At 41.5% G+C, this 24,525-nt stretch carries 24 protein-coding genes; 12 read left to right on the top strand and 12 right to left on the bottom strand.

Going from position 1 to position 24,525, the window contains the following annotated elements; genetic code table 11:
* Position 1: 1 nt before the first annotated feature.
* On the bottom strand, positions 2-994 hold the full coding sequence (locus ABJK37_RS22300) for a helix-turn-helix domain-containing protein (protein WP_348358421.1): 993 nt from the start codon (positions 992-994) through the stop codon (positions 2-4).
* A 201-nt stretch (positions 995-1,195) separates the two neighbouring features.
* Here ABJK37_RS22300 and ABJK37_RS22295 point away from each other — a divergent pair, with 201 nt between their 5' ends.
* Positions 1,196-1,702 (top strand): ricin-type beta-trefoil lectin domain protein, encoded by a 507-nt coding sequence (locus tag ABJK37_RS22295; protein WP_348358419.1) that lies wholly within the window; start codon positions 1,196-1,198, stop codon positions 1,700-1,702.
* Between the two features lie 180 nt (positions 1,703-1,882).
* Here ABJK37_RS22295 and ABJK37_RS22290 read toward each other — a convergent pair whose 3' ends face one another.
* Positions 1,883-2,773 (bottom strand): LysR family transcriptional regulator, encoded by an 891-nt coding sequence (locus tag ABJK37_RS22290; protein ID WP_348358417.1) that lies wholly within the window; start codon positions 2,771-2,773, stop codon positions 1,883-1,885.
* Between the two features lie 114 nt (positions 2,774-2,887).
* Here ABJK37_RS22290 and ABJK37_RS22285 point away from each other — a divergent pair, with 114 nt between their 5' ends.
* A complete protein-coding gene (locus tag ABJK37_RS22285) occupies positions 2,888-3,877 on the top strand; it encodes a zinc-dependent alcohol dehydrogenase family protein (protein ID WP_348358415.1) in 990 nt (329 codons plus the stop codon).
* Between the two features lie 247 nt (positions 3,878-4,124).
* Here the strand turns inward: ABJK37_RS22285 and ABJK37_RS22280 are convergent, their stop codons facing one another.
* From ABJK37_RS22280 to ABJK37_RS22235, 10 genes are all read right to left on the bottom strand, one after another.
* Entirely contained in the window at positions 4,125-5,225 is a 1,101-nt protein-coding gene (locus ABJK37_RS22280; protein ID WP_348358413.1) for a DUF1513 domain-containing protein, read from the bottom strand.
* Between the two features lie 16 nt (positions 5,226-5,241).
* A complete protein-coding gene (locus ABJK37_RS22275; RefSeq protein WP_348358411.1) occupies positions 5,242-7,491 on the bottom strand; it encodes a TonB-dependent receptor in 2,250 nt (749 codons plus the stop codon).
* Positions 7,492-7,537: 46 nt separating this feature from the next.
* Positions 7,538-8,737, bottom strand: a complete 1,200-nt coding sequence (locus tag ABJK37_RS22270) for an imelysin family protein (RefSeq protein WP_348358409.1) — start codon at positions 8,735-8,737, stop codon at positions 7,538-7,540.
* An 8-nt stretch (positions 8,738-8,745) separates the two neighbouring features.
* Positions 8,746-10,191 carry a di-heme oxidoredictase family protein gene (locus tag ABJK37_RS22265; RefSeq protein ID WP_348358407.1) on the bottom strand — a complete coding sequence of 482 codons (1,446 nt, stop codon included), beginning with the start codon at positions 10,189-10,191 and terminating at the stop codon, positions 8,746-8,748.
* The gene (locus tag ABJK37_RS22260) at positions 10,191-11,882 is read right to left on the bottom strand and encodes a di-heme oxidoredictase family protein (protein ID WP_348358405.1); all 1,692 of its coding nucleotides are present in this window, start codon (positions 11,880-11,882) and stop codon (positions 10,191-10,193) included. The genes ABJK37_RS22265 and ABJK37_RS22260 overlap by 1 nt, the downstream gene beginning before the upstream one ends.
* A gap of 73 nt (positions 11,883-11,955) precedes the next feature.
* The gene (locus tag ABJK37_RS22255; RefSeq protein ID WP_348358403.1) at positions 11,956-13,353 is read right to left on the bottom strand and encodes an imelysin family protein; all 1,398 of its coding nucleotides are present in this window, start codon (positions 13,351-13,353) and stop codon (positions 11,956-11,958) included.
* Positions 13,354-13,436: 83 nt separating this feature from the next.
* Positions 13,437-13,898 carry a hypothetical protein gene (locus ABJK37_RS22250; RefSeq protein ID WP_348358401.1) on the bottom strand — a complete coding sequence of 154 codons (462 nt, stop codon included), beginning with the start codon at positions 13,896-13,898 and terminating at the stop codon, positions 13,437-13,439.
* Positions 13,899-13,925: 27 nt separating this feature from the next.
* On the bottom strand, positions 13,926-14,333 hold the full coding sequence (locus tag ABJK37_RS22245; RefSeq protein ID WP_348358399.1) for a hypothetical protein: 408 nt from the start codon (positions 14,331-14,333) through the stop codon (positions 13,926-13,928).
* 138 nt (positions 14,334-14,471) lie between these two features.
* Positions 14,472-16,019 carry a DUF3413 domain-containing protein gene (locus tag ABJK37_RS22240; RefSeq protein WP_348358397.1) on the bottom strand — a complete coding sequence of 516 codons (1,548 nt, stop codon included), beginning with the start codon at positions 16,017-16,019 and terminating at the stop codon, positions 14,472-14,474.
* A gap of 15 nt (positions 16,020-16,034) precedes the next feature.
* Complete coding sequence (locus ABJK37_RS22235) at positions 16,035-16,253, bottom strand: DUF1414 domain-containing protein (protein WP_215927505.1); 219 nt, start codon at positions 16,251-16,253, stop codon at positions 16,035-16,037.
* Positions 16,254-16,367: 114 nt separating this feature from the next.
* Here ABJK37_RS22235 and ABJK37_RS22230 point away from each other — a divergent pair, with 114 nt between their 5' ends.
* From ABJK37_RS22230 to ABJK37_RS22185, 10 genes are all read left to right on the top strand, one after another.
* Positions 16,368-17,492: a nucleoid-associated protein gene (locus tag ABJK37_RS22230; protein ID WP_348358394.1), complete on the top strand. Its 1,125-nt coding sequence runs from the start codon at positions 16,368-16,370 to the stop codon at positions 17,490-17,492.
* A 69-nt stretch (positions 17,493-17,561) separates the two neighbouring features.
* Positions 17,562-18,437 carry a 6-carboxytetrahydropterin synthase gene (locus tag ABJK37_RS22225; protein ID WP_348358392.1) on the top strand — a complete coding sequence of 292 codons (876 nt, stop codon included), beginning with the start codon at positions 17,562-17,564 and terminating at the stop codon, positions 18,435-18,437.
* Positions 18,430-19,236, top strand: coding sequence for a M23 family metallopeptidase (locus ABJK37_RS22220; RefSeq protein WP_348358390.1), 807 nt, complete (start codon positions 18,430-18,432; stop codon positions 19,234-19,236). The genes ABJK37_RS22225 and ABJK37_RS22220 overlap by 8 nt, the downstream gene beginning before the upstream one ends.
* A 239-nt stretch (positions 19,237-19,475) precedes the next feature.
* Positions 19,476-19,904: a 50S ribosomal protein L13 gene (gene rplM / locus ABJK37_RS22215; protein WP_348358388.1), complete on the top strand. Its 429-nt coding sequence runs from the start codon at positions 19,476-19,478 to the stop codon at positions 19,902-19,904.
* A 12-nt stretch (positions 19,905-19,916) separates the two neighbouring features.
* The gene (gene rpsI / locus ABJK37_RS22210; protein WP_215927513.1) at positions 19,917-20,309 is read left to right on the top strand and encodes a 30S ribosomal protein S9; all 393 of its coding nucleotides are present in this window, start codon (positions 19,917-19,919) and stop codon (positions 20,307-20,309) included.
* 275 nt (positions 20,310-20,584) lie between these two features.
* Positions 20,585-21,217, top strand: a complete 633-nt coding sequence (gene petA, locus ABJK37_RS22205) for a ubiquinol-cytochrome c reductase iron-sulfur subunit (protein WP_348358385.1) — start codon at positions 20,585-20,587, stop codon at positions 21,215-21,217.
* A 1-nt stretch (position 21,218) separates the two neighbouring features.
* A complete protein-coding gene (locus tag ABJK37_RS22200; RefSeq protein WP_348358383.1) occupies positions 21,219-22,487 on the top strand; it encodes a cytochrome b N-terminal domain-containing protein in 1,269 nt (422 codons plus the stop codon).
* On the top strand, positions 22,484-23,218 hold the full coding sequence (locus tag ABJK37_RS22195) for a cytochrome c1 (protein WP_215927520.1): 735 nt from the start codon (positions 22,484-22,486) through the stop codon (positions 23,216-23,218). The genes ABJK37_RS22200 and ABJK37_RS22195 overlap by 4 nt, the downstream gene beginning before the upstream one ends.
* A gap of 201 nt (positions 23,219-23,419) precedes the next feature.
* Positions 23,420-24,052 (top strand): stringent starvation protein SspA, encoded by a 633-nt coding sequence (gene sspA / locus ABJK37_RS22190; RefSeq protein WP_215927522.1) that lies wholly within the window; start codon positions 23,420-23,422, stop codon positions 24,050-24,052.
* A gap of 14 nt (positions 24,053-24,066) precedes the next feature.
* Positions 24,067-24,471 (top strand): ClpXP protease specificity-enhancing factor, encoded by a 405-nt coding sequence (locus ABJK37_RS22185; RefSeq protein ID WP_348358380.1) that lies wholly within the window; start codon positions 24,067-24,069, stop codon positions 24,469-24,471.
* Positions 24,472-24,525: the final 54 nt, after the last annotated feature.

The following is a 24,525-nucleotide window of genomic DNA, read 5'->3' as shown; positions in this document are numbered from 1 at the left end:
TTTAGGCATACAAGGTTGAAAACCTAGTGCGGTATTCTTGCATGGTTAAACCAGTATTTTTTTTGAATAAACGTCTGAAAGAAGTGGTGTCTTCGTAACCCACATCCCAAATCGTTTTGTTTAGAGATTTTGCGCCAGATTCCAGTGCCATCTTTACATTTTCAATGCGCATTTTTTGCAAATACGACAAAGGGGTTTCACCTGTCATCTTTTTAAAACGTCTTACTACTTGTTTTTCGCTCAAAGCCTGTTGTTTGGCGAATAACGTCAGATCGAAAGGGCTACTAACCTTTGTCTCAAGTAGTTCCTGAAGTGCTAATACTAGGGGATCATTATGGTCATGGGCTGGTCGAAAAATAGCAAAGCGGCTTTGCCCTTCAAAATTCACTTCAATTAACATGATCTTGGCAGTTATCACGGCTAGCTCACGACTATACTCACGTGACATCAGATACAGAATCAATTGGGCAATTGCCGAGGAGCCGCCAGCACTGATGACATCCCCATGATCTATTAGTAGCTTGTTAATTTGAAAGGACTCTTTAGGAAAAAGTTGAGTTGCAAGGTTAGCAGAAGCCCAGTGACAGGTTAACTCTCTGCCTTTCATCAACTCTGAATTTGCTAATAGAAAGCTTCCCGTACAAGCACTGGCTAAAAGTGTTCCTTTGTTGTGCCAAGATCTTATTGTTGTAATAATAGTGGTGTGGCGACGCATACAATTAAGCGCATTCTCTACATTGATTGTTGCTTCGAATACGCTAGGTATAATTAAGATATCCGGTCTAGTTGCCAGCTTAATAGGTTTAATACCATCAATAAAAGTTTGGTTATATGCTTTCGCTTTTTTGTTTACGCCCACTAACTCAATATTAAACACATTAGAATCAGAGCCAAAATTATCTTTGGCAATATAGTTTGCCGCAATAAATAAATCTAACACTAAGTGAATGCTAGATGCTTGGCATCTATCGGTAACGAGGATCGCGATGTTCATCTTTAGCAAAATTTCCATTCGAAATTCACATCATTACAGTAATGTATCTCATAACCAAGTGGGTATATAGACATTTTAAGGGGCATTTTAGACATTGTTGTAAAATGTCCAAATAGACCTTTAAGTAGCGTAAATGGCCACTCTTTTGTTGTTAAGCAAAGTTTTAAAGTAACGACTCATTTGCAAATAAGAGTGCTGACTATGAATCGTTCTTTAGTAATAAAATCGCTTGTCGTCTTGGGGTGGGTAAAGAGTAAACAAAACATAATTGGATCATTTTTTATGGTGCTGATGCTCACAGTGTTGTGCTGGAATACTAGCCATGCTGCTCAGCCAAATAACGTCGCGCTACAAATGCAGCTTGGTTTGTTTACTTCCCAATCTTCAGAGACTGTGCAACACATGGTGATTTACAATCACAATCAATCGAAGTGTTTATCAACCTCCGGGCATAAAGGCAGTAGTAGGAAAACGTTATCTTATGCGCCATGTCGCAAGGATCGCACCGATACTTGGGAAATAACCAAGGCAGGAAAAATCAAAAATGAAGGCAGTGGAAAGTGTTTAGGTGCGCCTACAACACAAGATGTTTTAGTTCTGATCCATTGCAAACCTAGGTATTCCAGAGATAACAGCGCCTATGATTTTATCATTCTTGATCATTTCATCGAGACAGATAGTGACAGTATACAGATCGCGGAAAATTAAAATGAATCGAAGGGCCGTCAGTCATCGAACTATCCACAATAACGTATTGGAGTGTTCAGTTTACTGCAATCGGCCTATTTTTCCGGTACCTAATAAAGTCGCCAGCACCTAAGCTTTTCATCCTGTTGGGCGCCTAAGCAGCGTTTTTGAGGTAAAGAACACAAGTTATTAGCGTCGTTTTTATTCCCAATAGGGAGTATCACCAAATTTTTCAGTAAAATAATCGATAAAGGCTCTTACTTTAGGAGCCAGTAATCTAGAACTAGGATACACAGCCCAAATGTCGGCGTGACTGATAAGCGGGTAATCTTCAAGAATTTGCACCAGTTCTCCACTTTTTAGATGGTTATATATACTCCAGCGAGAATTGATGGTAATTCCTAATCCATTTATACAAGCGTCACGCACTGCTTCTCCATTGTCCGTTCTGAAATTACCTTTTGCCTTAATGTGAACATCTCCTTTTGGGGTTTGAAATGCCCAATCATCCAGTCCCATTAATGTTATACATTGATGAGAATTTAGATCATGTGGTGTGGCAGGTGCGGTATTTTTCCTTAAATACTCTGGTGACGCACACAGGATACGCGTATCACGAGCTAGCTTGCGAGCAATTAAACTAGAATCCTTTAATTGCGAATTGCGAATTGCTATATCAAAGCCACCTTCAACTAAATCCACTATGGTATCCGAGAGTTTTAAATCTACATTGAGATCTGGATACAGCGCTAGGAAGTCAGTCAGTGCTGGTAATATATGCATACGTCCAAACGAAGCAGGCGCCGCGACCCGTAAAGTCCCTATTGGTAAAAAATTACCGGCCCCGACAGAGGTTCTGGCTGCTTCAACGCTAGATATCACGTCTTCTGCGTAAGGAAGAAAAGCCTTGCCCTCTTCTGTAAGTGAGACTTTTCTGGTGGTGCGATGAATTAAACGTACTCCTAAGCCATCTTCCAATTTATTAATATGGGCGCTGGCTACTGCCGGCGACAACCTTAATTCGCTTCCAGCTAAGCTAATGTTGTGGGTAGTGGCGATTCTGATAAAAAGTTTCAGGTGTTCGATATTCATGATTATCAACGTAATCTATAAAGTGATTCTAGTTTGCAGTTTATTATCAAACTGGTAATTAATAAATATACTGACTCCATTAAATCACACAAATAAGTCAATTGAGGAATAGTTATGAAAGCAATGGTCATAAAGAGTTTTGGTGGTTCAGACGTTTTTGAGTTAGCGGATATAACCAAACCGCAAGTAAAAGCAGGCCACGTTTTAGTTAATATTGAAGCTAGTAGTGTTAATACTGTGGATACTATGATCCGTCAAATGGGGGCTGAGTTACCTTTAGCGCCTCCCTTACCTGCGGTCCTAGGTATGGACTTTGCTGGAACAGTCGAAGCCATTGGTGAAGGTGTAACGCAATTTTCGGTTGGTGATGAAGTGTATGGTTGTGCTGGTGGATTAGCTGAACTGCCTGGTACCTTGGCTGAATATATTGTAGCGGATGTTAATTTAATCGCTAAGAAAGCCAAAAACTTAAGTATGCGTGAAGCAGCAGCGATTCCACTAGTAGGAATTACTGCCTATGAAGGTTTGGTTCGAGCCAATACCAGCAAAGGTCAAAATGTTCTGGTTCATGGAGGCTCAGGCGGTGTGGGTCATATTGCGATACAGCTGGCTAAACATATGGAAGCTAATGTATTTGCCACTGGGGGCGGTGCGAAACAAACCGCATTAATTGAAAAATTAGGTGCAAAAAGTATCAACTACAAAACTGAAACGGTTGAAGAATATGTGAATAAACATACCGGTGGTACAGGTTTCGATGTGGTATTTGATTCTGTAGGCGGCGAAAACATGACAAATTCATTTAACGCCGCGGCCCTAAATGGTCAAGTGAGTTCAACAGTATCATTAGTGGAAATTGATTTAAGTGTTGCGCACTTTAAAGGACTGTCGTTACACGTTGTATTTATGTTGATCCCTATGTTGCACAACTACAAACGTGCAGCCCACGCTGAAATCCTTAATAAGTTAACTGAAATCGCAGAAGCAGGAGCTTTACGACCTGTTCTCGACGAACAAAGCTTTAGTTTAGAAGCTGCCGGTAAAGCCCACGACCGTCTTGCAAGTGGTCAAGGCATGGGCAAAGTGGTTATTGATATTAAATAGTTAGGGACTGAGATGACTGGATATTCGGTATTTGATGTCACCTCAAGCAGTAGTGATTGGTATAAATACGTGTACAGCGGGTTCAACAAGTCATTTCTTTGTTGTTGAACGATTGTAAGCTTCTAGGTAGAAGAGGGATGAAACAATCCCTCTTTTATATGACTGAGCTTTGCGATTTGTGTCAGCGCTCTGAAGTTGTAGAAGAGAATACTCCTAATCTACAACTCTCTAATTGGCGTTGGGCTTTTTAAGCAGCGTCAATCATTGTCATATGATTATCAAACTTTAATGCCAAGGTATTAATTCCGGCAGGTCCGGTAATAGGATCAAAGTAATTCAACTTTTTGAGTAACCCTTTACCACTAGATGCTAATAAACTGCCATCTGAATAGGCCAGTCCTGACACATCTCTAAAAGGTTGCTGATTGATATAACTGTGAGTGGTGGTATCCCAGAAACTAAGGTGCGAACCTCTGGGGCAACTTACGCACAGTAAACTATCTTTCACTACTAGGCTGGCGGTATATTGTTGCATTTTGAATAACTGAGCTTGTGAGGCATGAAAGGCTTGTAACTGTTGTTCTCCATGGTGTGAAAATACGAGAGGCTGAATACTTGCCTTGGGGCCTTGATATTGTGCACCTACAAACACCGCTCCGTCGTGTCGAACACTTAAATGTCGAAGACTTAATTGTTTATCTGGTGGCGCAAAACTCGCTGTGATTTTGCCTGAATTAATGTCTAAATATGCCAAATTAGGGCGCATTGATTCAATGTTGAGTTTTTTTCTTGGTTGGTTGGGATGTGTTTCAATCCCGCCGTTGGCTATCACTAGTGTGTTTCCATCAGGCATTAATGCTATTTCATGGGGGCCTATTCCACCAGAATCATATCTGTCTAAAACTTGATAGTTTTGTGCATCGCGCACTACTACTAATCCACGTTTTTTATCGTATTGATTTTCGGTAGTGAATAGATATTGACGATCTTTTGAAAAAACGCCATGGCCATAAAAATGCGTGTCTTGTTGGCTTTGAATATGACTGACAACTTTAGCATTGATAAAATCGATCTCTAAGGCGAAACGATCGGGTCGGCGCGCAAACACTAACGCATGACCTGGCTTATGTGGCAAGGCTAATGAGTCGTGCCCACGGGCAGGTAATTTAACCGTGCTTACAATCTGTCCCTGATTGTTAATCGCAGCTGCCATACTTTGCCCTTGTTGATCATTGCAGGTGCTGACTAACCATTGCTCGGCTTTTTGAGTGGTACATGCGGGTAACAGCCAAGCAGCTAATGCCGCTTGGCTCGCCCCACAAATAAACTGTCTACGACTTAACGACATTAACTATCCTAGCCGATTAAAAGGCGTATTTCGCACCTAGGACGAATTGTCTAGGTTTGCCTGGCCTTGCACCAAAAGGTCTGCGAGATACAATATTAACTTCGTCAGTCAGGTTATCTAGCTTAGAATATAACCTTAAACTTTCGTTTATTTGGTACCAAGCCGCGAGATCAATTTGACTAATATCTGAAGTCATCACACCTTCCAATTCTACCCCTGTACCTGATGCTTCAGACATTTCGGTAATGTATTTATAAGCTAAGTCGACCTGCCACTTTTCGCCGGCTAAACCAACTTGTAAATTAAATTGGTTTTCTGGTAAATAAGGTAATTCGTCTCCAATAGTGACATTACCCCATTGGGAGAAAGTTGAATTAAATGAGGTTTGGAATTCGGACTGAGTGTGGGTATACGCTATTTTAATGGGCATATCTAAACCCTTAGCGAAGCTGAAATTACCACTGGCGCTTAACTCAGCTCCGTAAATATCTACTTCACCACCGTTAAATTCAACATCAAGTTCTATTGTGCAACCACTAGAGAAGGTACAGCTACCTTTTAGATTACTGTAATCATTGAAAAAACCTATGGCTTCAAGTTGCCAACTGGCGATGTTTGCACGCAGCCCCAACTCATAATTCCAACTTTCTTCGGGCTCGATATTGCTTTCTTCACCTGGACTATTGGGCACAAAACCTTTATTTACTCCAGCCAAAATACCGAGTGTTGGACTCATTTGATAAAACAGTCCTGCACCGGGCAAAATGACAGTGTCGTCGTTATTTTGAACGGTTTGTAATACGTAATCGTTAGACTCGCCGTCAATACTTTCCAAGCGTAAACCAAATGAAGTGTGTAAATTACCAAGTTGTATTTTGGTATTCACAAAAGCGGCAACAGCTGTGGTGGTATCTTTGTTGCTGGTTTCGACTTTATCTGCTTGTCCGGCATACACTAATTGGCCGCTGAGCATATCTACGTAGCGGGCTCTGTGTAGTCGCTCAACTTGATCTTGATGAATACGTAGGCCTGCATCTACTGTCATATCAGCGTCACCCAAAGAACTTTCCCAAGTTAGTTTTGACTGAATGCCTTGAGAATAAAAGGTGCGATCGTTTAGGCTGAAGATCAAAGTCTCATCAGATGTGAGTGAGTCTACTTCACCTTTAATTATTTGCATAAACCGTGCATTGAGCCCGGTTTCAGGGGACGATAAGATACTATCAATACTACGATTTGAATCGAACCCGCTTAATCTATCCCAATCACGATTAAAATCACGACGATATAATTGGGTTAACACTGTCATATCTGGACTTAACTCAATATAGTGGGACGCCTGCATTTGTAGGTGTTCCCAATCAAACTTGTCGTTTTGACTAGCGGCATAACGTTGATAGGGATCCTCGCTAAAATCACTATCAGTTAAACCCAAATAGGTTTCGTGAGAGACTTCCTCTGAATAACCAATTTTGATCTGGATTTGCTGATTGTAGGGATCGTCAGTAAAGTCGTAGTGAGCTTTGGCTAATATTTCATTTTTCACAAACCCAGTGTTGTCTTCTTCGGCTAAAGTTTTGAAGCCATCAGCTCGTAGATGTACACCTTCAATCATTATGCCTAGGTTGTCGAAATTTTTTGAATAGTGGCCGTGTGCTTTACCATAACTTTGTTGACCAAGGGCTAAGTCTAACTCTCCGCTGTCATTTGCCGATACTGAGCGAGACAACATGTTAATTGCACCACCAACAGTGTTGGGACCATAGGTGATAGCAGACGGGCCTTTGAATACCTCAAGTTGGGTCATACGAGATACATTAGGAAAATAATACGCCGCAGGAGCGGAGTATGGTGCAGGCGCAATTAATACCCCATCTTCCATCAAAGCTATTTTGCTACTTCGTTCGCTAGTTGCGCCCCGCAAGCCGATATTCGGGCGTAATCCATAACCATCTTCTTCACGAATATATACACCAGGTACACTTTGCAGCACCCGGTGAATATCATCAAACTCAAACTGTTCTAATGTGCTTTCGTTTAATACAAAGCCCGAACCTGTTGCTGTTTCCAGTGCGTTTTTGTCGCCGAAAATTTGGATTACATCAGATATCTGGGAAGCGTTACCAGCGCTTTTTTCGTTGACTTCAGGGGTTTGCGACTGTTGAGCATGTACACTGGGTAACGCCAAAATAGCACTAAGATAGCAAGTTACACCGAGAATACTGCTTATCTTGAAATAACCCGCAGATGTTTTCTTATTAGTCACTTATTAATGATCCTTTGAATGTCGTATTGGTTGATGTTCAGGGAAACTAGTCGCCGTCAGTGGCATTAAAACCGGTGCTAATATCTAAAGCCTCGAGAAACTCAATCGTTAATATGTCACGGATTGCGTTGAGTTCTTCTACCAGTTCCGTTAATTCGGCACGACCGTTGGCATCGGCAATAGCGGCTGAATAGGTGTCCAATGATTGCTCAATCCCTGCTATACGATCAATGACGGCGGTAATGGTAGTGTTCACCTGAGTCGATATTGTTTGTTGCTCCAAAGTCGTCGTTAAAATATCGTCAAAACCTTGTCCACTTCCAGCAGTAAATATATCTAAAAATGTTGCTGCGTTGAGTGTCAAACTAGTCAAGGATTCATCACTTAAGTAATGTTCTGAATGGGTTGCGATGCCAGGAGAAGCGTCGCCAAGTCCAGCAATTATTTTATCGTCCTTCACTATATTAATATGCTCGAGCCACAGAGTGACAAGTTCTTCTACCGCATCTTGCACAGAAGTAAATTCATTACTTCCGGTAATTAAGGTTTCTCGATAATTGCCGCCAGAAGTAAGCCACTGGTTATGTATCTTACTGGACATATTAAATAAGTTATCAGCAATCGCGATTGCAACTTCGCAGCGCTTGTTTTTGTTTGAAGCGTTGAGGAGTGATTCATTACTATTTTGCGGATAAAGCAAATACTCCAATGCTGGGATACCTTGAGCACCTACGTTAACTCCCGATATTAGGTCTGCATCAATGGTTTCGCCTTGCCTTAATAACAAAGCTTCTACCCCATCTTCGACCGCAGTTGTACCTGGCTCCCAAAATTGAATACGCAGTGAACGTGTTTCATCTAGTACCGGACCTAAATTAAGCCATTGAATTTTTTGCCAGGCTTGAACTGCTTCTACCCAGCTTTGTTTGAAACTAGTTAAATCCGAATTGTTAGCAGAGCTCGCGGTACAAAAAGAATGGCTTTGAGTCTGCAATGTTTGGGTTTTGGTTTGAAAATCAGCATAAGCAGGAATGATATGATTATCGGTCAAATCAGTAAGATACAAAGCAAATTCGGCATTTAGATCAGCGGCTGGTGTCGGTGTTGGATCGACCACAGGATCCGGTACTGTAGGAGTTGATGAGGTGCTACCACCTCCGCCACCACAGGCCACTAGTGTTAAACTCATAGAAACAGCTAAGCTGAGTTTTGTAAATGACTGCAAATATTGTAAAGGGGGGGGCATAACAACTCCTAAATGGCATCTAAAAACGCTAGTAAAGCATTTCGTTGTGCAAGATCTAATTGAATAAATAATTGTTGACTAGTTTGCGCCTCACCACCGTGCCATAGAATAGCTTCGGCGACAGTTTTGGCTCTACCATCGTGTAAATACAAATTTTCTTTACGAATGTTCTTTCTGGCGCCAATTCCCCACAAAGGAGGGGTTCGCCATTCTTGGCCATCAGCATCGTATTCCTTTACTCCATCTGCTAGACCCGTTCCCATATCGTGTAACGCTAAATCGGTATATGGCCAAATCACTTGATTAGCAAGACTAGTATGTGGATATTTTGAATCAGTTTTGTATTTAGCTGTATGACAAGACTCACATCCTAGTTGGTAAAATAGTACTCGACCTTGTTGTGCTTGAGGCGAGTTGAGGTTTCTAGCCGCAGGTACCGCAACCAATTGGTTAAATTGGGTGACTAAATTAAGTAATTTATCAGGAATCTCTACTGATTGGTGGCCACCAAGGTTAGCGGCAGCTTGGCAGTTTGATTGTGCGCTACTGCAGGATTCAGCAGCAAAAGCCGTATTGGTAATGCCTATATCATCTCTAAACGCTGCGGCAACTTGCTGATACAAACTAGGTTGTTTGGCTTTGTGCCCAAATCGGCCTATTCCTTTTGCATTCGAGTCTGAACTATGGAATGTAGCCGTGTCGTGGTTGGAAGGCATGATAGGGACGCGGTTGTACTTAGCTGAGATACCATCTTGATTGTTATCCGTGATGTCCTCTTGCGCTAAGAGATCTTGTTCGCTGATCGCATCTAATAACCCTAATCCGTAAATCACCGGAGAATAACGTGGAGAAAGTTTAGTACGTTGATCTAAGTCACCATAAGCTAGATCGGCTAGTTGATAGCTGGGTTGGCGCAAGGTATAGCTAGTGCCATCAGCATACTGCCCTGATATTAGTTGATAGCTCAATTGTAATTGCGCTTCTCCTTGAAGAGCAGGCTTCACACTAGAGTGAGTCACGGCAATAGCGCGAGGTTGTAATTGAGCACCGTAGATAGGGTCGCTAAAACTACTTAAATCACTAGAACCAAAACGCATCACTAAAGCTGATGGTTTAGAGATACCTTCAATCGGTGCAGGGCCTTTTCCTCCTGATGAGTGACAACTAATACAAGAACGCGTGTTGAATAAAGGCCCTAAACCATCACGATCTTTTGTGGAACTTGGAGCAATTACCCAAGGATCGCGAAAAAGCGAGAATCCTGTCCAGAAGTCTAATTCTTCTCTTCGGTCTACATCTCTTCCTACTTGCACAAAACTTCGATCTGACAACCCTTTACCAGTCATGCCTCCCGCTGGAAGGTGTTCTGACTGCTCAAATTTGGGTACCGATACTTTGCTACAACTGGTTGCGAAGGTAATCAAAATGATGACCCAAATGCTATTTTTTGTCATCAAAGTGATTCAATAAAGGCTAAAACATGGGAGCGTTGTTCACTACTCAGTTGTTTAAAGGCAGTTAAACTGTTTTGGGCTTCGCCACCATGCCATAACACCGCTTCTTCAATGGTACGTGCGCGGCCATCATGTAAGAAAGTCGCATCAGGATTAACGGTCTGCACAAGGCCTATTCCCCATAAAGCAGGTGTTTTCCATTCTGTACCAGATGCCATGCCTTGTTCTAGGCCATCGGCTAAGCCATCACAACGTTGCACATACATACATTCTTCGCCACTAGTACAATTGACTTCATCTGGTGTTTCGCGCGTCACCGAACAACTGCCACCCATATCGTGTAGCAGTAGGTCTGTATAAGGGTAAATGGTTTGATTGGATAACATTTCAATGGGGGAGGCGTTTTCTTCCAGTCCACTAAACGCTATTTCGCCTAATACACTGCCTGCTGCTTCTTCGGTAACATGCCTAGGCGTATGACAACCTACACAGCCTGATTCAAAAAATGCTTGTCGTCCTGCAGTTATGTCGGCATCCCACTGTAAGTTAGCACTGTCAAATCCTCGTCTTGCGGGGACACCTAGTACGCGGTTGTAAAATTCAACTTGCGCCAGCTCTAGGTCGCTGATGTCAGCCTGATCGGCTACGTTTGTTTCGCGTTCTGCTTGTGTTTGGCAGGCTGTTTGAGCGTTAGTACAAGGTTCTTCTATAAATATGTTACTAGTGATCCCTATATCGCCTCTGTAAGCCCCCGCTACTTGTTGCAACACGCTTGGGTTTTGCGCTTTGTAGGCGAAACGCCCCAAACGGGATTCGTTAGTGATCGCGTCTGTGACCATAGATGCGCGACCAGAAATACCATCGTTGTCGGCATCGTTGTCATCGGTCAAAGCTAGAATGTATTCTTCAGGAATCGCTTCTAATAAACCGACGCCAAAAACCTGTGGCGCCACCCTTGGTGAAAAACGAATATCGGCTGTGAAATCACCAAAACTTAAGTCTTTAGTTTTATAGATTGGATTGCGTAAACTGTAGGAAGTACCGTCTGGATAACTACCGATTATTTCTTCAAATTCAATATAAGTGTATGCCTCGCCCACTAGTACATCACCATTTAGGGAGCCTTTGTATGATGGCCATCCAGAAGAAAAGTCTGAAGTAGTAAAGCTTTGTTCAGCAAAAGTTTGTAATTGGTCACCATATATAGGATCCGCTGCGCCTGAGCTATCGCCAATTTTAACTAACATACTGGTGAAAGGTTGGTCTTTATTATCAGGCAGTACACCACGGCCGTCGTTTAGATGGCATCCTTGGCAGTTGCTGGTATTAAGTAATGGACCGGCACCATCGTGAGGTGTTCTAAAAATATGATCACCGGAAGTGAAGTTACCATCTAAAGTAAAATCATCGGTTATCGGGTCGGGACGGGTACTGAAAGCGTCTTCATCAGTCACAAATACTGTGGCATCGCCCCCTGATAAATACTCAGTATTATCAATAGTGTCAGCTTCTAACGGTGTTAAACCACTATGGTCAAGCACAGGTAGTGGATCTGGAGTAGGCGAAACGACAACAGGAGATGTGGCAGAGGTGTCTGAACCACCACCACACGCCGTTAGAAACGTTAAAGCCACTGCAACTATTAAAGGTTGAAGTGGCTTACTAATATTAGCTGATACTGAGGTTTTCAATTATATTTCACTCTTTTTTAAAAACGACAAAGGGGCGAATTCGCCCCAATAAAAAATGATTGTTTAAAGTGTATTAGCCACCAATATCTTCTTCTGTATCTTGACGTAAATCGTTGGCGGTAATACCTAAAGCTACTATAGCTTGTTCGATATAATCAGTTTGGTCAACTAATGCATCAATGACTGCTACAACATTAGGTTGATTGATGCCTTGCTGAATTAATACATCAAAAGGTGTGCCTGTTTTCGCTTTAGTATCTATTACTGCAGCAGCTGCCATTGTAGCTTCTAGTGAGGCACGTAAACTATTTGCGAGTTCGTGTTGTCCTTCAACAACCATCAAATCATAGATAGAAGCGCCTTCGATTTGTTCGCCATCTATACGTGTGTAGCTAGCATTAAAAGAGTTTTGAACGCCTTTTGCATTTAAGAAAATATCTCTGTGGGTGTTGTCACTGAAACATGAGTGCTCATCTTCTTGAGAGTCAGTTTTAAGTGCAATATTGATACGCTCTCCGGCTAATTCACCGTAGCTTAAACGTCCCATGCCTTCCATTATTTTCGCTAGAGATTCATCACCGCCAGCAACAAAGGATGTGTAATGAACACCAGCATTAGGTTCCCACGCTTCAACTACTGCGGTTAGATCATCAATTAAGACATCAGCTGCAGCTAATAAGTATTGTCCACGTCTAGTACATATATCATCGATTACAGCTACTTCACCTGATGTACATGCACCAACAGTCACTGAGTAATCGGTTACTGGGCGTTGGCCTCCACTTGAATCTCTGGAGCCTGAACCACTCAAATCTTCATTTAAGTCTTGTCCCCATAATAAGAATTCAATGGCATGGTAACCAGTGGTGACGTTTCTTTCGTCTTCACCGAATTCAAACACGTTTTGGATTGTTTCAGCGTTAATTGTTGGATAGTCAGCTGTATTGGCAATGACGTTTCCGCTTAGTGCATTGGCTGCACTTTCAGGGCCAGAGTCACCGTCTACAACAACTGCAACATAATCAATAATAGCTTCGCCTAAAGGCCATGCGTTGATTCGGCCTTCAGGACCTTCTCCGTCTTCACCTATTGTACCGTCTGCCAATAACGCATCAATTGGACCTTCTCTAAAACGGTACACTTCAGTTTGACCATAGGGTTCGCGCGAATCTAGCCAAGCTTGTTTGGCGTTACTAAAATTTGTCTCAGAAGGATCTGCAATGAAAGTAGCAATGTTATTGCGTAAAGTTTGTGCTGAAATTAAAGAGTCAGCATACGCAGCATATGCAATATTCGCATTTGTAGTAATGACATCTGTACTTGTAACAAAAGTGCTTACTCCATCTACACCATCAGTTCCCGATGCTCCATCCGCACCAGCAGTGCCTTGCGCCCCATCTTCACCGTCATCGACACAGGCGCTTAGTGAAATAGCCAAAAGCAAAGCCAAGGAAATCGAAATTTTTTTCATGTTGAATCCGTTTAAGTTGCAGTAATGAGAATAGTTCTCATTATCCATCGTGTTAAAGTTATGTCAATAGCTAAAAGCAGTTTTTAGTGAATTTGAGAAAATTGATTGGTTGTTACTGTGGATGTCGCAGAGGCAAATATGATGTCATTTTTGGCCTCGTTTATTGCTTTTGAGCAATGTTCAAAAAATGCGACTTTTGTGTTGTATCCTAACGCACAATCTATGGCGCACTTCATTTTGGTATTCAGATGCTTGAGTAAGGAGTTAGCAGCATTAATTTGATTAGTTGCAGCATAAGCGTGGGCTAGCATAATCGCCAACGAAGTTAAACAGGTGGTGAGTTGTGGTGATTCTAAACGGTTATCGAATATTATTTCTGCTGTTTCATAGGCTGTACCTAAATAGGGTATCGCTTGATTGGGTTGATTCTTTTGTAGCCACTGTTCGGCTAGTTTCGTGATTTGTTGTATGCTTTCAAATGCGTCCTTTGGGTGTGCATCAACCCAAAATCTATGTTTAGCGCAGATATATTTGTACTCTGTCATGACAGACTCCTCTTCAATATTGGTGATCTAAGGCTGTTTTTTCACAATGGGTAGGGCTGAAACCTCCATTTTATTTGATTGCTTTGACGCTGGCGTTTGTTCGAAGCAATAGCTGTATAAAATTTGAATCTCGCTAATTTTTTGAAGGTATTGGTGCTGGTCTAATATTTCATATAACAATGGTAGTAAACGTTTTATATAACGATAACACTGTTTACGCCAGACGCTTGCTAGACAGTGGTCACACATAGTATCTATAAGGGTGTTTAGCACTCGCATATAGGCATTGCGCACGGCAACAATATCTTCAAGTTGCTTGGCTCGCTCTAAACCCAGATGCACATAACAACCGATAACGTCGTCGTTGCTGGCGTTGTCACCATAACGCACCGACATTTCTACGGAAGAAAAAGTAAAGCAGTAAGTAAAAGACATAAAGCACCATAATGTAAATGATAACAATTATCATTTACATTATGGTGCTTTTAATTTTAAGTCAATATGGAAATACAAAAAAACAACAGAAAGTTGCGCAATCTATAATGAAATATCCAGTTAAAGGTCTACAATATTTTAAAACGCTTTCTTGGTGCGCTTAGCAGAGAAGCGACTCAAGTGTTTAATACCCTGACTAAGAATGTTGGGATCAACCTGACTAAAGACTTCTTCTCCTGTTTTTAAGTTGAACACACGAACATTGCCATTATTCATGATTTCAATTCGTTGCTTGTCAGTTAGTAATAACACTTTGTTACCTCGAGTACTAACAATGTAGTTGAGATTACTTTTTTGGGTGAGTGGATGCCCGGTACTGTAAGCTTGAGACTTTGCTGCACAGCCAAGTAGGTTGAGTGCAGTGGGAGCTATATCTTCGAGGCTGCCCATAGATTTATGGATACTGACATTAGTAAACAATGGATTGTCTAAAGCGTTTTGGTTCTCTAAGTTGTTCACTATAACGCGATATTCAGCTAACACTTCACTGCTTAAAAGTTCACTAATTTGTTGCGCTTGAACAAAGCCAATTGATAAATTACTTTTGGCATCCAAAAGTCCTTGCTTAAAATTCTGCCAATTTTCTTGATAGGCAGACAATCTGCGATTGTTGGTGTTTTTCAGATATAAAGAAACCCGCAGCCCCATCGAATTTGGCAACTGTAAGAGCAACGGCGAATAGTTTTGTAAAGCGCCATGGTACAACTCAGGTAAGCCATACAAGATTGTAGTAATACCGCTGTCTACCGATGTTTGGAGCTGATAATAATTTTCAAACTTGGACAGTCCCGTTATGGCACTTGGCATGTCTCCTTCTATTACTGACAGTAATAATACTTTGTTACTCGTATTGACTGAGCAATAAACGGGCTCCGCAGGATAAGCAATGCCCTTGATGGTCTGGTTAAATTGCAATGCCTTGCGTTGTTGGTAATCTTCAATGTCGAGTAAACTATATCGGGCCATCAATGTTTTGGCAGTAGCAGGGTAGGATAAAGGAAACATGTTATCTTGCTGCACAATTGGTTGATAAAGGTTAGCATCGGCCCATACATGTAAGGCGTGGCTAATAACAAAACAACTAACAAAAAAGATGCTAATGGGAAGGCCTAATTTGCGTTTTTGTAGTCGACTGATACGTTGCCATAATGCGTTGGCCACAATCAATTGAAATGACAACCAAACGGTAAACAGTAACAGCAAAAATCCCCATTGCTGCCACCCAAATTGCGCAATGGCAGTTTGTGTTTCATTACGAATGAGTTGTGCCGAATTAAGACTTAGGTGTACCCCATATTTGTTGTACAACAATGCATCAAACGCTAATAAAGCTAAGGCAAAGGCGGCTAAAACCGAACTCAAGATTTTGACTGCTTTGGCGTTGGGTACCAAGTAACACAGTGGTAAAATGAGTATCACGAAACCAAAAAAGGTCAAAAAACCAATGTGGCTTATCCAATTAGTGAACAAATAAAATGTTCCGATTGCAGAACCAGGGGCTGGAGAATTAAGAATATAAATCGCGGCTATGGTTACCGCAATTACAATATTTAGCAGTGCAAACCAATGACCCCAATTGACTAATTGGGTGACTAATTTTCTACGTGGGGTTTCTGCTAGGATCATTCTGCCGACCTTTTTTTATTTTCCATTGATACTTTTTAACAGCACTTGTGTAAACTGTTCGGCCATTTGTTGGCGTTGCTTTTCAGGTACTTGTTGCTGGAAAATATTAGTTACGACATTACCTAACACCATAAGGGAAAGGTCTCGATTCGCATTATTTTTCTCTAGAGCAATAATGATGTCATGCATGATGGCTTCAAATTGGCTGTCAGAGTATTTGGACTGTTGTGGCATGTGATTTGACTCAGGAATATGTAGTACAGTGTATTTGAGCGATAATAACAATGGTCTAGATAAAATGCGAATAAACCAGCGACCAAGTTTAATTGATTTTTGTAAGGAAAAAATGTGAGCGCATTGATCCATCATTTTGTTGTGCACCAATTAGCCGTTAACCAACAACAAGAGTTAACACTAGTTCCCAGAGCGAGTTGTTTTGAAATAAGTCCTGAAATAGAAAATTTAGCGCAACAAATTAATCACGCGTTTAATACTAAACCCGGTAAAGGGGTAGGGGCGTTCGTCACTGAAAATGCGGAAATAGTCAGTGTTAGTAGAGAGCCTTTAGCTGGTGAGGAGCCGTCAGCGGGAGTAGAGCCGTCAGCGGGAGAAGAGCCGTCAGCGGGAGAAGAATCACAAGTTCTGACTCCACATCCAGTGTCTTTTAAAACTCTGCTGACAGCCATGCAGTCTGAAGAAACCGATTTTGTTGAATTTAGTATACAAGCCAGTGAGTTATTGAAGAAATCTTTAATTGATACCGGCACGTTGGAAACCGGGTTTGTAGTATTTAGTCATTACCAATTCCTAGCAACCGATTATTTGATGATAGCGATTATTAATACTAAGCAGCATGTAGAAATCAATCGTGAATTAGAGCTCACCAGCAGTGACCATCTCGATCTAGCCAAAATGCAATTGGCGGTGAGAATTGATTTGACGCAACTAGCGGTAACAGCTGAACAGCAGCGCTACATTAGTTTTATTAAAGGTCGTATGGGTCGTAAAGTATCCGATTTCTTTATGCATTTTATCGGTTGTGAAGAATTGGTAGATATTAAACAGCAAAATAAACAATTGTTAACCACTGTTGATGCATTTTTGGCAGCTGAGCAATTAGATCCTGAAGAAAAACATCAAGCACGTTCTACCGTGTCTGATTATTATAAAGAAAAACTTGAGGCCGGAGAAGACATTCAAATTCAAGAGCTAGCGGCAAAGTTACCCAGTGACCATGTTAGTTTTGAAACGTTTAACCAACAAGCAGAAGCGCCGGTAGAAGAGCAATTTCAAGCTGACAGAAGCGCCTTAAAAACCTTGGCAAAATTTAGTGGTCAAGGAGGCGGTATTTCCCTCAGTTTTGAGCGTAAATTACTAGGTGATAGAGTGAGTTATGATGCTGGTTCAGATACTTTGATGATCAGAGGCATTCCTCCAAATTTAAAAGATCAACTTTTGAAATCACAAAGCTGACATCTGATCAGTATTCTTTATAATATAACGACCAAACACTTTACTCAGAACAGGACATAACCACTATTTATGCAACTATTTGTTAACGATTTAACCGTAATGGATTTTTCTTACCTTTGCCCAGAGCGCGGTATGGTCGGGGAAAGCTGGATAGTAGACGTGATTCTAAGCGGTGATTTAAATGAAGAAAGCATGGTTTTGGACTTTGGTAAAGTGAAGAAGCAATTAAAGTATCTAATTGATGAGTACATAGATCATAAGTTGTTGGTACCTGTCGAACATGCTTATAGCCGTATTGAACACGATGAAAAATTTGACAGAGTCACAGTAGAATTTATGCGTCCAAGTGGAAAATCGATACATTTAAATTGTCCGGCAGAAGCCTATGCGTTTGTGTATTCACAAAATGTGACGATGCCTTCGGTGAGCGACTATCTTAAAGACGTTATTGCTACTCACTTACCTGAAAACGTGGCTGGTATTGAGCTTAACTTACGAGCAGAAGTGATTAATACTCCTTTTTATCACTACACCCATGGTCTTAAAAAGCACGACGGAAATTGCCAACGGATTGCGCATGGTCATCGGTCTAAGGTTGTTGTATTCGAAAACCAGCAAGAAAGTACGAAATGGCAAGAATATTGGGCAAAACGTTGGTGTGATATATACATAGGTTCAAATGAAGACATTGTTGATATCAAACAGACCGCGTTTTCGTTGCTTTATTCAGATCCCAGTCTTCATCATGTATTCGCTTATGAATCTTCTCAAGGTAGATTTGAACTGGCTATCCCTAAAGCAGAATCTGAAATGATTGCCACAGATACAACTGTAGAATGTTTAGCGCAGTTTATGGCTGATGAACATAAACGTATGAATACAAACAGTTGTTTTAAAGTATTGGCCTTCGAAGGGGTCGGAAAAGGAGCTATTGCTTTTGCGTAAGTTTCTAACCATATGTGGGTTATGCTTGTTTTCGCTAGGCGCGTTTGCTGAAGATATCAAGCTCATAGGCGAAATGACTCAAGGTAGTTTAATTCGTGGAGAAGTGCCTGCTGGCAGCCAATTTTGGTTAAATGGTCATCCGGTGCGCGTCTCAGACCAGGGCTACTTTGCTTTTGGGTTTGGACGTGATGCTGAGCTGAAACAAAAATTAAAGTGGCAAAACGATCAAGGTATTCTGCAGGAAAAAACTTTAACATTAATAAAGCGCACTTATGTAGAACAAAAAATAGAAGGAGTTGAGAGTAAATACGTCAGTCCTCCTGAATCAGTTCTTTCACGTATTAGACAAGATAACCAGCAAATCGGCGTTGCTCGGGCAAATGACGCCGATAGGTTAGACTTTACCCAAGATTTTATTTGGCCGGCCGCGGGCCCCATTAGTGGTGTGTATGGTAGTAGACGAGTGTTTAACGGCGTACCCAAACGTCCTCACTTTGGTGTAGATGTAGCTGGGCCAACAGGTACGCCTGTGTTTGCTCCTGCAGACGGAGTTGTTACTTTGTGGGTACCTGATATGTATTATTCTGGTGGCACTATGATAATTGACCACGGCTTTGGAGTGACTTCAACTTTCTTACATTTAAGTCAAGGCCATGTTGAATCAGGTACCCAGGTTAAACAAGGTGACCTAGTAGCCGAAATTGGAGCCACAGGCAGAGTCACTGGCGCCCATTTAGACTGGCGAATTAACTGGTTTAAAGAGAGACTCGATCCTGCTCTTTTAGTGCCTAAGCGTTAAAATTGCTTTAGAAAGATGATTTTCACATAAAAAGCTCAAAATTTACCCTCGCGTTTTCCTTCAACATCTGTATAATTCGCGCCCTGCCCAGTTGCCCCCGCTTGTGGGAAAGCGGATGAATCATACGACTCGAAGGGGTCAAAGTATTGATTTTTAGCGGTTTTGTGTAGCAGTCGGTAGTTAAATATCGAACATAAAACCAACGTAACGATTATTTATATATTTCGGGTAATTTTAAAATGAAAACTTTTGTTGCAAAGCCAGAAACGGTAAAACGTGAATGGTATGTGGTTGACGCCGCAGACAAAACTCTTGGTCGTTTAGCGACTGAGATTGCTAGCCGTTTACGCGGTAAGCATAAGCCAGAGTACACTCCTCATGTGGATACTGGTGATTATATAGTTGTGATCAACGCTGAGAAAGTTACTGTTACTGGCAACAAAGCCAAAGGCAAAATGTACTACGCTCATAGTGGCTACCCAGGCGGTCTTAAAGAGACTAACTTTGAAAAGTTACAAGCCCACAAGCCAGAGATGATCATTGAAAAAGCGGTTAAAGGTATGTTGCCTAAAGGTCCTCTTGGACGCGATATGTTCCGCAAAATGAAAGTCTTCGCTGGTCCTGAGCATTCACATGCTGCTCAGCAGCCTCAAGTCTTAGACCTTTAAGGAGCATTACAGATGGCAGATAATCAATATTACGGCACTGGCCGACGCAAAAGTTCTACCGCTCGTGTTTTTCTTCGCGCAGGTAGTGGCAACATTGTAGTAAATCAACGTCCTCTTGACGTATTCTTTGGTCGTGAGACTGCACGTATGATCGTGCGTCAACCGCTAGAGTTAGTTGAAATGACTGAAAAGTTTGACTTGTACATCACCGTTGCTGGTGGTGGTATTAGTGGTCAGGCTGGTGCAATTCGTCACGGCATTACACGTGCTTTGATGGAATTTGACGAAACTCTTCGTCCAGCATTACGTAAAGCGGGCTTTGTTACTCGTGATGCACGTAAAGTTGAACGTAAGAAGGTTGGTCTTCATAAAGCACGTAAGCGTCCTCAATTCTCAAAACGTTAATTGTCAGGCGACAGTCTTTTTACAAAAGACATTCAAAAAACCCAGCTTTTGCTGGGTTTTTTATTGTTTACGTTTTGTACAAAAAAACATCATCCCTTCAATATTTTCTTAAAAATACCTTAAGTATCAGTAATTCTTCATTTTATTAACGATTTCCTTGTCTTTTATGTGGGTTTTCTTTTATCATTTTCGGTTAACAGAAAAACTTTATTTTTTGAGTCAAATATTATTCAAATTATAAAGTGTCAGCCAAATTAACCCTCGGAGATTAGTGGATGAGCAATGTATCTTTAGATGCGCATGATTCGTCTGAAACCGAAAACCAGCCAGTCAATAGTAATAGACGCCGATTTTTAACGGTGGCGACTTCTGTTGTGGGTGGTGTCGGTGTAGTCGGTGCAGCAGTGCCTTTTATCGCATCCTGGAACCCTAGCATTAAAGCAAAAGCTGCTGGGGCTGACGTAGAAGCTGATATAAGTAAAATCGAACCAGGTCAGTTGATTCGGGTTATTTGGCGCAGCAAGCCCGTTTGGATTGCGCGTCGAACACCTGAGCTACTTGCGTCATTGCTTACCCATGACGAACAACTAAAAGATCCTAACTCCGATGAAGAGCAACAACCAGAGTTTGCCAAAAACCCTTATCGTTCTTTAAAAGAAGAATATCTAGTATTGGTGGGTATTTGTACTCATTTAGGCTGTTCTCCCCAACACTTGAAAGACGGCGCGTTCGCGGAGTACGTAGAAGGAGTAGAAGAAGGCTTTTTCTGCCCTTGTCACGGTTCTAAATTTGATATGGCAGGTCGCGTGTTTCAAAATGTACCAGCTGGTTTAAATCTAGTAGTGCCGCCTTATATGTTTGTTGACGACAATACTATTTTGATTGGTTCCGAAGAAGGGGCAGCATAATATGTGGAAAAATTTGATGGACTGGGTTGAGTATCGTCTCCCCATAATGCGCGTTGCGAATATGCACGCAATTCAATATCCCGCCCCCCGTAACATGAACTTTTGGTACATGTTTGGGTTTCTCGCAACCATCGTTTTAGTTAACCAAATTGTAACAGGTGTTTGGTTAACGATGAGTTTCACTCCTACCGCTGAAGAAGCATTTGCTTCAGTGGAATACATCATGCGTGATGTTGAGTACGGCTACATTCTACGTTATATGCACAGCACAGGGGCGTCGGCCTTCTTTATTGTGGTGTATTTGCATATGTTTAGAGGCATGATTTATGGTTCTTACCAGAAGCCTCGTGAATTACTGTGGTTGTTCGGTATGTTTATATACCTGGCGCTAATGGCGGAAGCCTTTATGGGATATGTACTTCCTTGGGGGCAAATGTCTTATTGGGGGGCGCAGGTAATCGTATCGCTATTTAGTGCTATTCCGGTGATTGGTCCTGACCTCGTGATTTGGATCCAAGGTGATTACGTTATTTCTGGCGCAACACTGAACCGTTTCTTCGCACTACATGTTATTGCATTACCTTTGGTTATCGTGATTTTGGTGTTCTTGCACATAGTAGCATTGCACGAAGTGGGTTCTAATAACCCAGACGGTACTGACGTCAAGCGTAAGAAAGGTTCTCTTTCGGAAGACGAAAAAACTAACTACAAAATACACGAGTATTACACTGACAAGTACGACATTGTTGATGATATCGTGCCGTTTTTCCCACATATAGTGTTGAAAGATCTAGTCGGTTTTAGTTTCTTCTTACTCGCTTTCTGTTACGTCATGTTCTTCAACCCAGAGATGGGTGGGTACTTCCTAGAGCATCCAAACTTTGAGATTGCTAACCCGTTAAAAACACCAGAACACATCTTCCCTGTTTGGTATTTCACGCCTTTCTACGCAATTTTGAAAGCGGTACCTCATAAACTTGGCGGTGTTATTGCGATGTTTGCAGCGATTATATTCTTAGCCCTATTGCCTTGGATTGATAGAGGTAAAGTGAAATCTTGGCGTTACCGTTGTGGATTACACAAGTGGAATCTAATGATTTTTGCAGCTGTTTTTATATTCCTAGGCTACTTAGGTGGCACACCTCAAGAGAATTGGAAAATCGTTGCATCGCAAATACTCACTATTATGTATTTTGGTTTCTTTGTGTTGTTGTTTATTTACAGTAAAAATGAGCGTACTAAACCAGTTCCAGCGAGGATCACAGAATGAGAAAGATAATTTTTGTATTGTCCTTGTTATTGCCTTTGGGTGTTATGGCTGCTGGCGGCAACGTTCATCTTGATAAAGCTGAGTATGACCTAACCGATAAAGCGTCATTACAAACCGGCGCTAAATTGTTTATGAATTACTGTTTAGGTTGTCACCAAACTCAGTATCAGCGTTACCAACGTACTTTCGAAGACTTAGGTATACCTGTTGAGTTGGGCCAAGCTAACTTACAATTTACGGGTGAAAAGCCTGGAGAGCACATTAAAAATGCTATGCCTAGTGAATCAGGTGCGAAATGGTTTGGTGCGCCACCTCCGGACTTAACGCTAGTTGCGCGAGTGCGTGGTGCAGATTGGATCTATACTTATTTAAGAAGCTTTTACGTAGACGAAAGCACTAAGTTTGGTGTGAATAACTTAGTGTTTCCTGACGTAGGCATGCCACACGCGTTGCAAGAGCTGCAAGGTGTACCACGAAAAACCACAGAAAAAATGTTGATAGACGGTGAAATGGTTGACCGTTATGTTGGTATAAAAGCTGATGGCAGTGGTGAACTTAGCGCAGCTGAATACGACACTGCAGTGTTAGATTTGGTGAACTACTTAGTCTATATCGGTGAGCCTTCACGATTACAATCAGAAAAAATTGGTCGTTGGGTGATGATATTCTTATTAGTGCTGTTAGTACTGGTATATTTATTGAAGAAAGAATATTGGAGAGATGTACATTAATTCGTAGCACATTTTTAATGAATTTAGTGTATAATCCGCGAAAATTTTGATAGGGGCTATATATCACGTATATGCCCCTTTCTTTTCCGTTTTTAATTAGTCGATTGTGACCCACAAATTACTAAGAAAAAACAATGCGTAAACGCCTAAGGGCAATCTTAGTCACTATGCGATTATGTAAGACATTTAGGAGATATATAGATGGCTGTAGCCGCCAATAAACGTTCAATAATGACGTTGTTTTCAGACACGATAGATATATACAGCCACCAAGCACGTATAGTGTTAGCCGAGAAAGGTGTTGGCGTAGAAATCAGTTTTACTGTTCCTAACGAGTTACCAGAAGATCTTCTTGAACTAAACCCCTATGGTACTGTACCGACTTTAATTGATAGAGAGCTAGTTCTATATAATTCTCATATCATAATGGAATATTTGGATGAGCGTTTCCCGCATCCTCCACTTATGCCAGTGTATCCGGTTTCTCGTGGTCAAAGTCGTTTGACAATGCATCGAATTCAAAACGATTGGTACGTATTGGCTGAAAAGATTATGGCCAAAAAAGGTGATTTAGAAGCGACTCGTAATGAATTACGTGAAGCCTTTTTATCCTTAGCACCATTATTTGCTGAAACGCCTTATTTCATGAGTGAAGAGTTCAGCCTAGTTGATTGTTATTTAGCACCATTACTGTGGCGTTTACCTGCATTAGGCATTGAATTAACTGGTACTGGTAGTAAGGACGTCAAGGCATACATGAAGCGTATTTTTGAAAGACCTTCATTCATTGCGTCATTGACAGACCAAGAACGTGAAATACACAACCCACTTTAACGGCTAGAAGTGATATGACACCTAATCAACCTTACTTATTACGCGCATTTTATGATTGGATTGTAGATAACAATCTCACTCCATACATAGTGGTCGATGCGCATTATGCTGGAACCCAAGTTCCGCAAGAGTTTGTCCAGGACGGTCAAATAGTGTTAAATGTATCTCCTGCGTCAACGGGTAATTTACAGTTAGGATTGAACGAAATCATGTTTAACGCACGGTTTGGTGGTGTGCCTAGAGAGCTGGTTGTTCCTTGCCCTGCCGTATTAGCGATTTACGCGAAAGAAAATGGTGCAGGTACTGTCTTTACTGTTGAAGAAAACATAGGCTCAGGAGAATCAGAGTCTAAGCCAGCACCTCAAGAACCTGCTACAAAGCCGAAGAAGGGTAAACCTACTTTAACGGTTGTTAAGTAGCTGGGGTTTTCGAAAAGCCCTCAACTTATATAGAACCAACCCTTAGTGTTGGTT

The sequence above is a fragment of the Paraglaciecola sp. genome (genome assembly GCF_039964565.1).
Classification (GTDB): domain Bacteria; phylum Pseudomonadota; class Gammaproteobacteria; order Enterobacterales; family Alteromonadaceae; genus Paraglaciecola.
This window is presented reverse-complemented; position numbering and strand designations above follow the sequence as displayed.

Excerpts from the sequence above, each read along its gene's own strand:
- ABJK37_RS22300 (WP_348358421.1), bottom strand. The coding sequence starts at position 994 with ATGAACATCGCGATCCTCGTTACCGATAGATGCCAAGCATCTAGCATT.
- ABJK37_RS22295 (WP_348358419.1), top strand. The coding sequence starts at position 1,196 with ATGAATCGTTCTTTAGTAATAAAATCGCTTGTCGTCTTGGGGTGGGTA.
- ABJK37_RS22290 (WP_348358417.1), bottom strand. The coding sequence starts at position 2,773 with ATGAATATCGAACACCTGAAACTTTTTATCAGAATCGCCACTACCCAC.
- ABJK37_RS22285 (WP_348358415.1), top strand. The coding sequence starts at position 2,888 with ATGAAAGCAATGGTCATAAAGAGTTTTGGTGGTTCAGACGTTTTTGAG.
- ABJK37_RS22280 (WP_348358413.1), bottom strand. The coding sequence starts at position 5,225 with ATGTCGTTAAGTCGTAGACAGTTTATTTGTGGGGCGAGCCAAGCGGCA.
- ABJK37_RS22270 (WP_348358409.1), bottom strand. The coding sequence starts at position 8,737 with ATGCCCCCCCCTTTACAATATTTGCAGTCATTTACAAAACTCAGCTTA.
- ABJK37_RS22265 (WP_348358407.1), bottom strand. The coding sequence starts at position 10,191 with ATGACAAAAAATAGCATTTGGGTCATCATTTTGATTACCTTCGCAACC.
- ABJK37_RS22255 (WP_348358403.1), bottom strand. The coding sequence starts at position 13,353 with ATGAAAAAAATTTCGATTTCCTTGGCTTTGCTTTTGGCTATTTCACTA.
- ABJK37_RS22250 (WP_348358401.1), bottom strand. The coding sequence starts at position 13,898 with ATGACAGAGTACAAATATATCTGCGCTAAACATAGATTTTGGGTTGAT.
- ABJK37_RS22245 (WP_348358399.1), bottom strand. The coding sequence starts at position 14,333 with ATGTCTTTTACTTACTGCTTTACTTTTTCTTCCGTAGAAATGTCGGTG.
- ABJK37_RS22240 (WP_348358397.1), bottom strand. The coding sequence starts at position 16,019 with ATGATCCTAGCAGAAACCCCACGTAGAAAATTAGTCACCCAATTAGTC.
- ABJK37_RS22235 (WP_215927505.1), bottom strand. The coding sequence starts at position 16,253 with ATGCCACAACAGTCCAAATACTCTGACAGCCAATTTGAAGCCATCATG.
- ABJK37_RS22225 (WP_348358392.1), top strand. The coding sequence starts at position 17,562 with ATGCAACTATTTGTTAACGATTTAACCGTAATGGATTTTTCTTACCTT.
- rplM (WP_348358388.1), top strand. The coding sequence starts at position 19,476 with ATGAAAACTTTTGTTGCAAAGCCAGAAACGGTAAAACGTGAATGGTAT.
- rpsI (WP_215927513.1), top strand. The coding sequence starts at position 19,917 with ATGGCAGATAATCAATATTACGGCACTGGCCGACGCAAAAGTTCTACC.
- petA (WP_348358385.1), top strand. The coding sequence starts at position 20,585 with ATGAGCAATGTATCTTTAGATGCGCATGATTCGTCTGAAACCGAAAAC.
- ABJK37_RS22200 (WP_348358383.1), top strand. The coding sequence starts at position 21,219 with ATGTGGAAAAATTTGATGGACTGGGTTGAGTATCGTCTCCCCATAATG.
- ABJK37_RS22195 (WP_215927520.1), top strand. The coding sequence starts at position 22,484 with ATGAGAAAGATAATTTTTGTATTGTCCTTGTTATTGCCTTTGGGTGTT.
- sspA (WP_215927522.1), top strand. The coding sequence starts at position 23,420 with ATGGCTGTAGCCGCCAATAAACGTTCAATAATGACGTTGTTTTCAGAC.
- ABJK37_RS22185 (WP_348358380.1), top strand. The coding sequence starts at position 24,067 with ATGACACCTAATCAACCTTACTTATTACGCGCATTTTATGATTGGATT.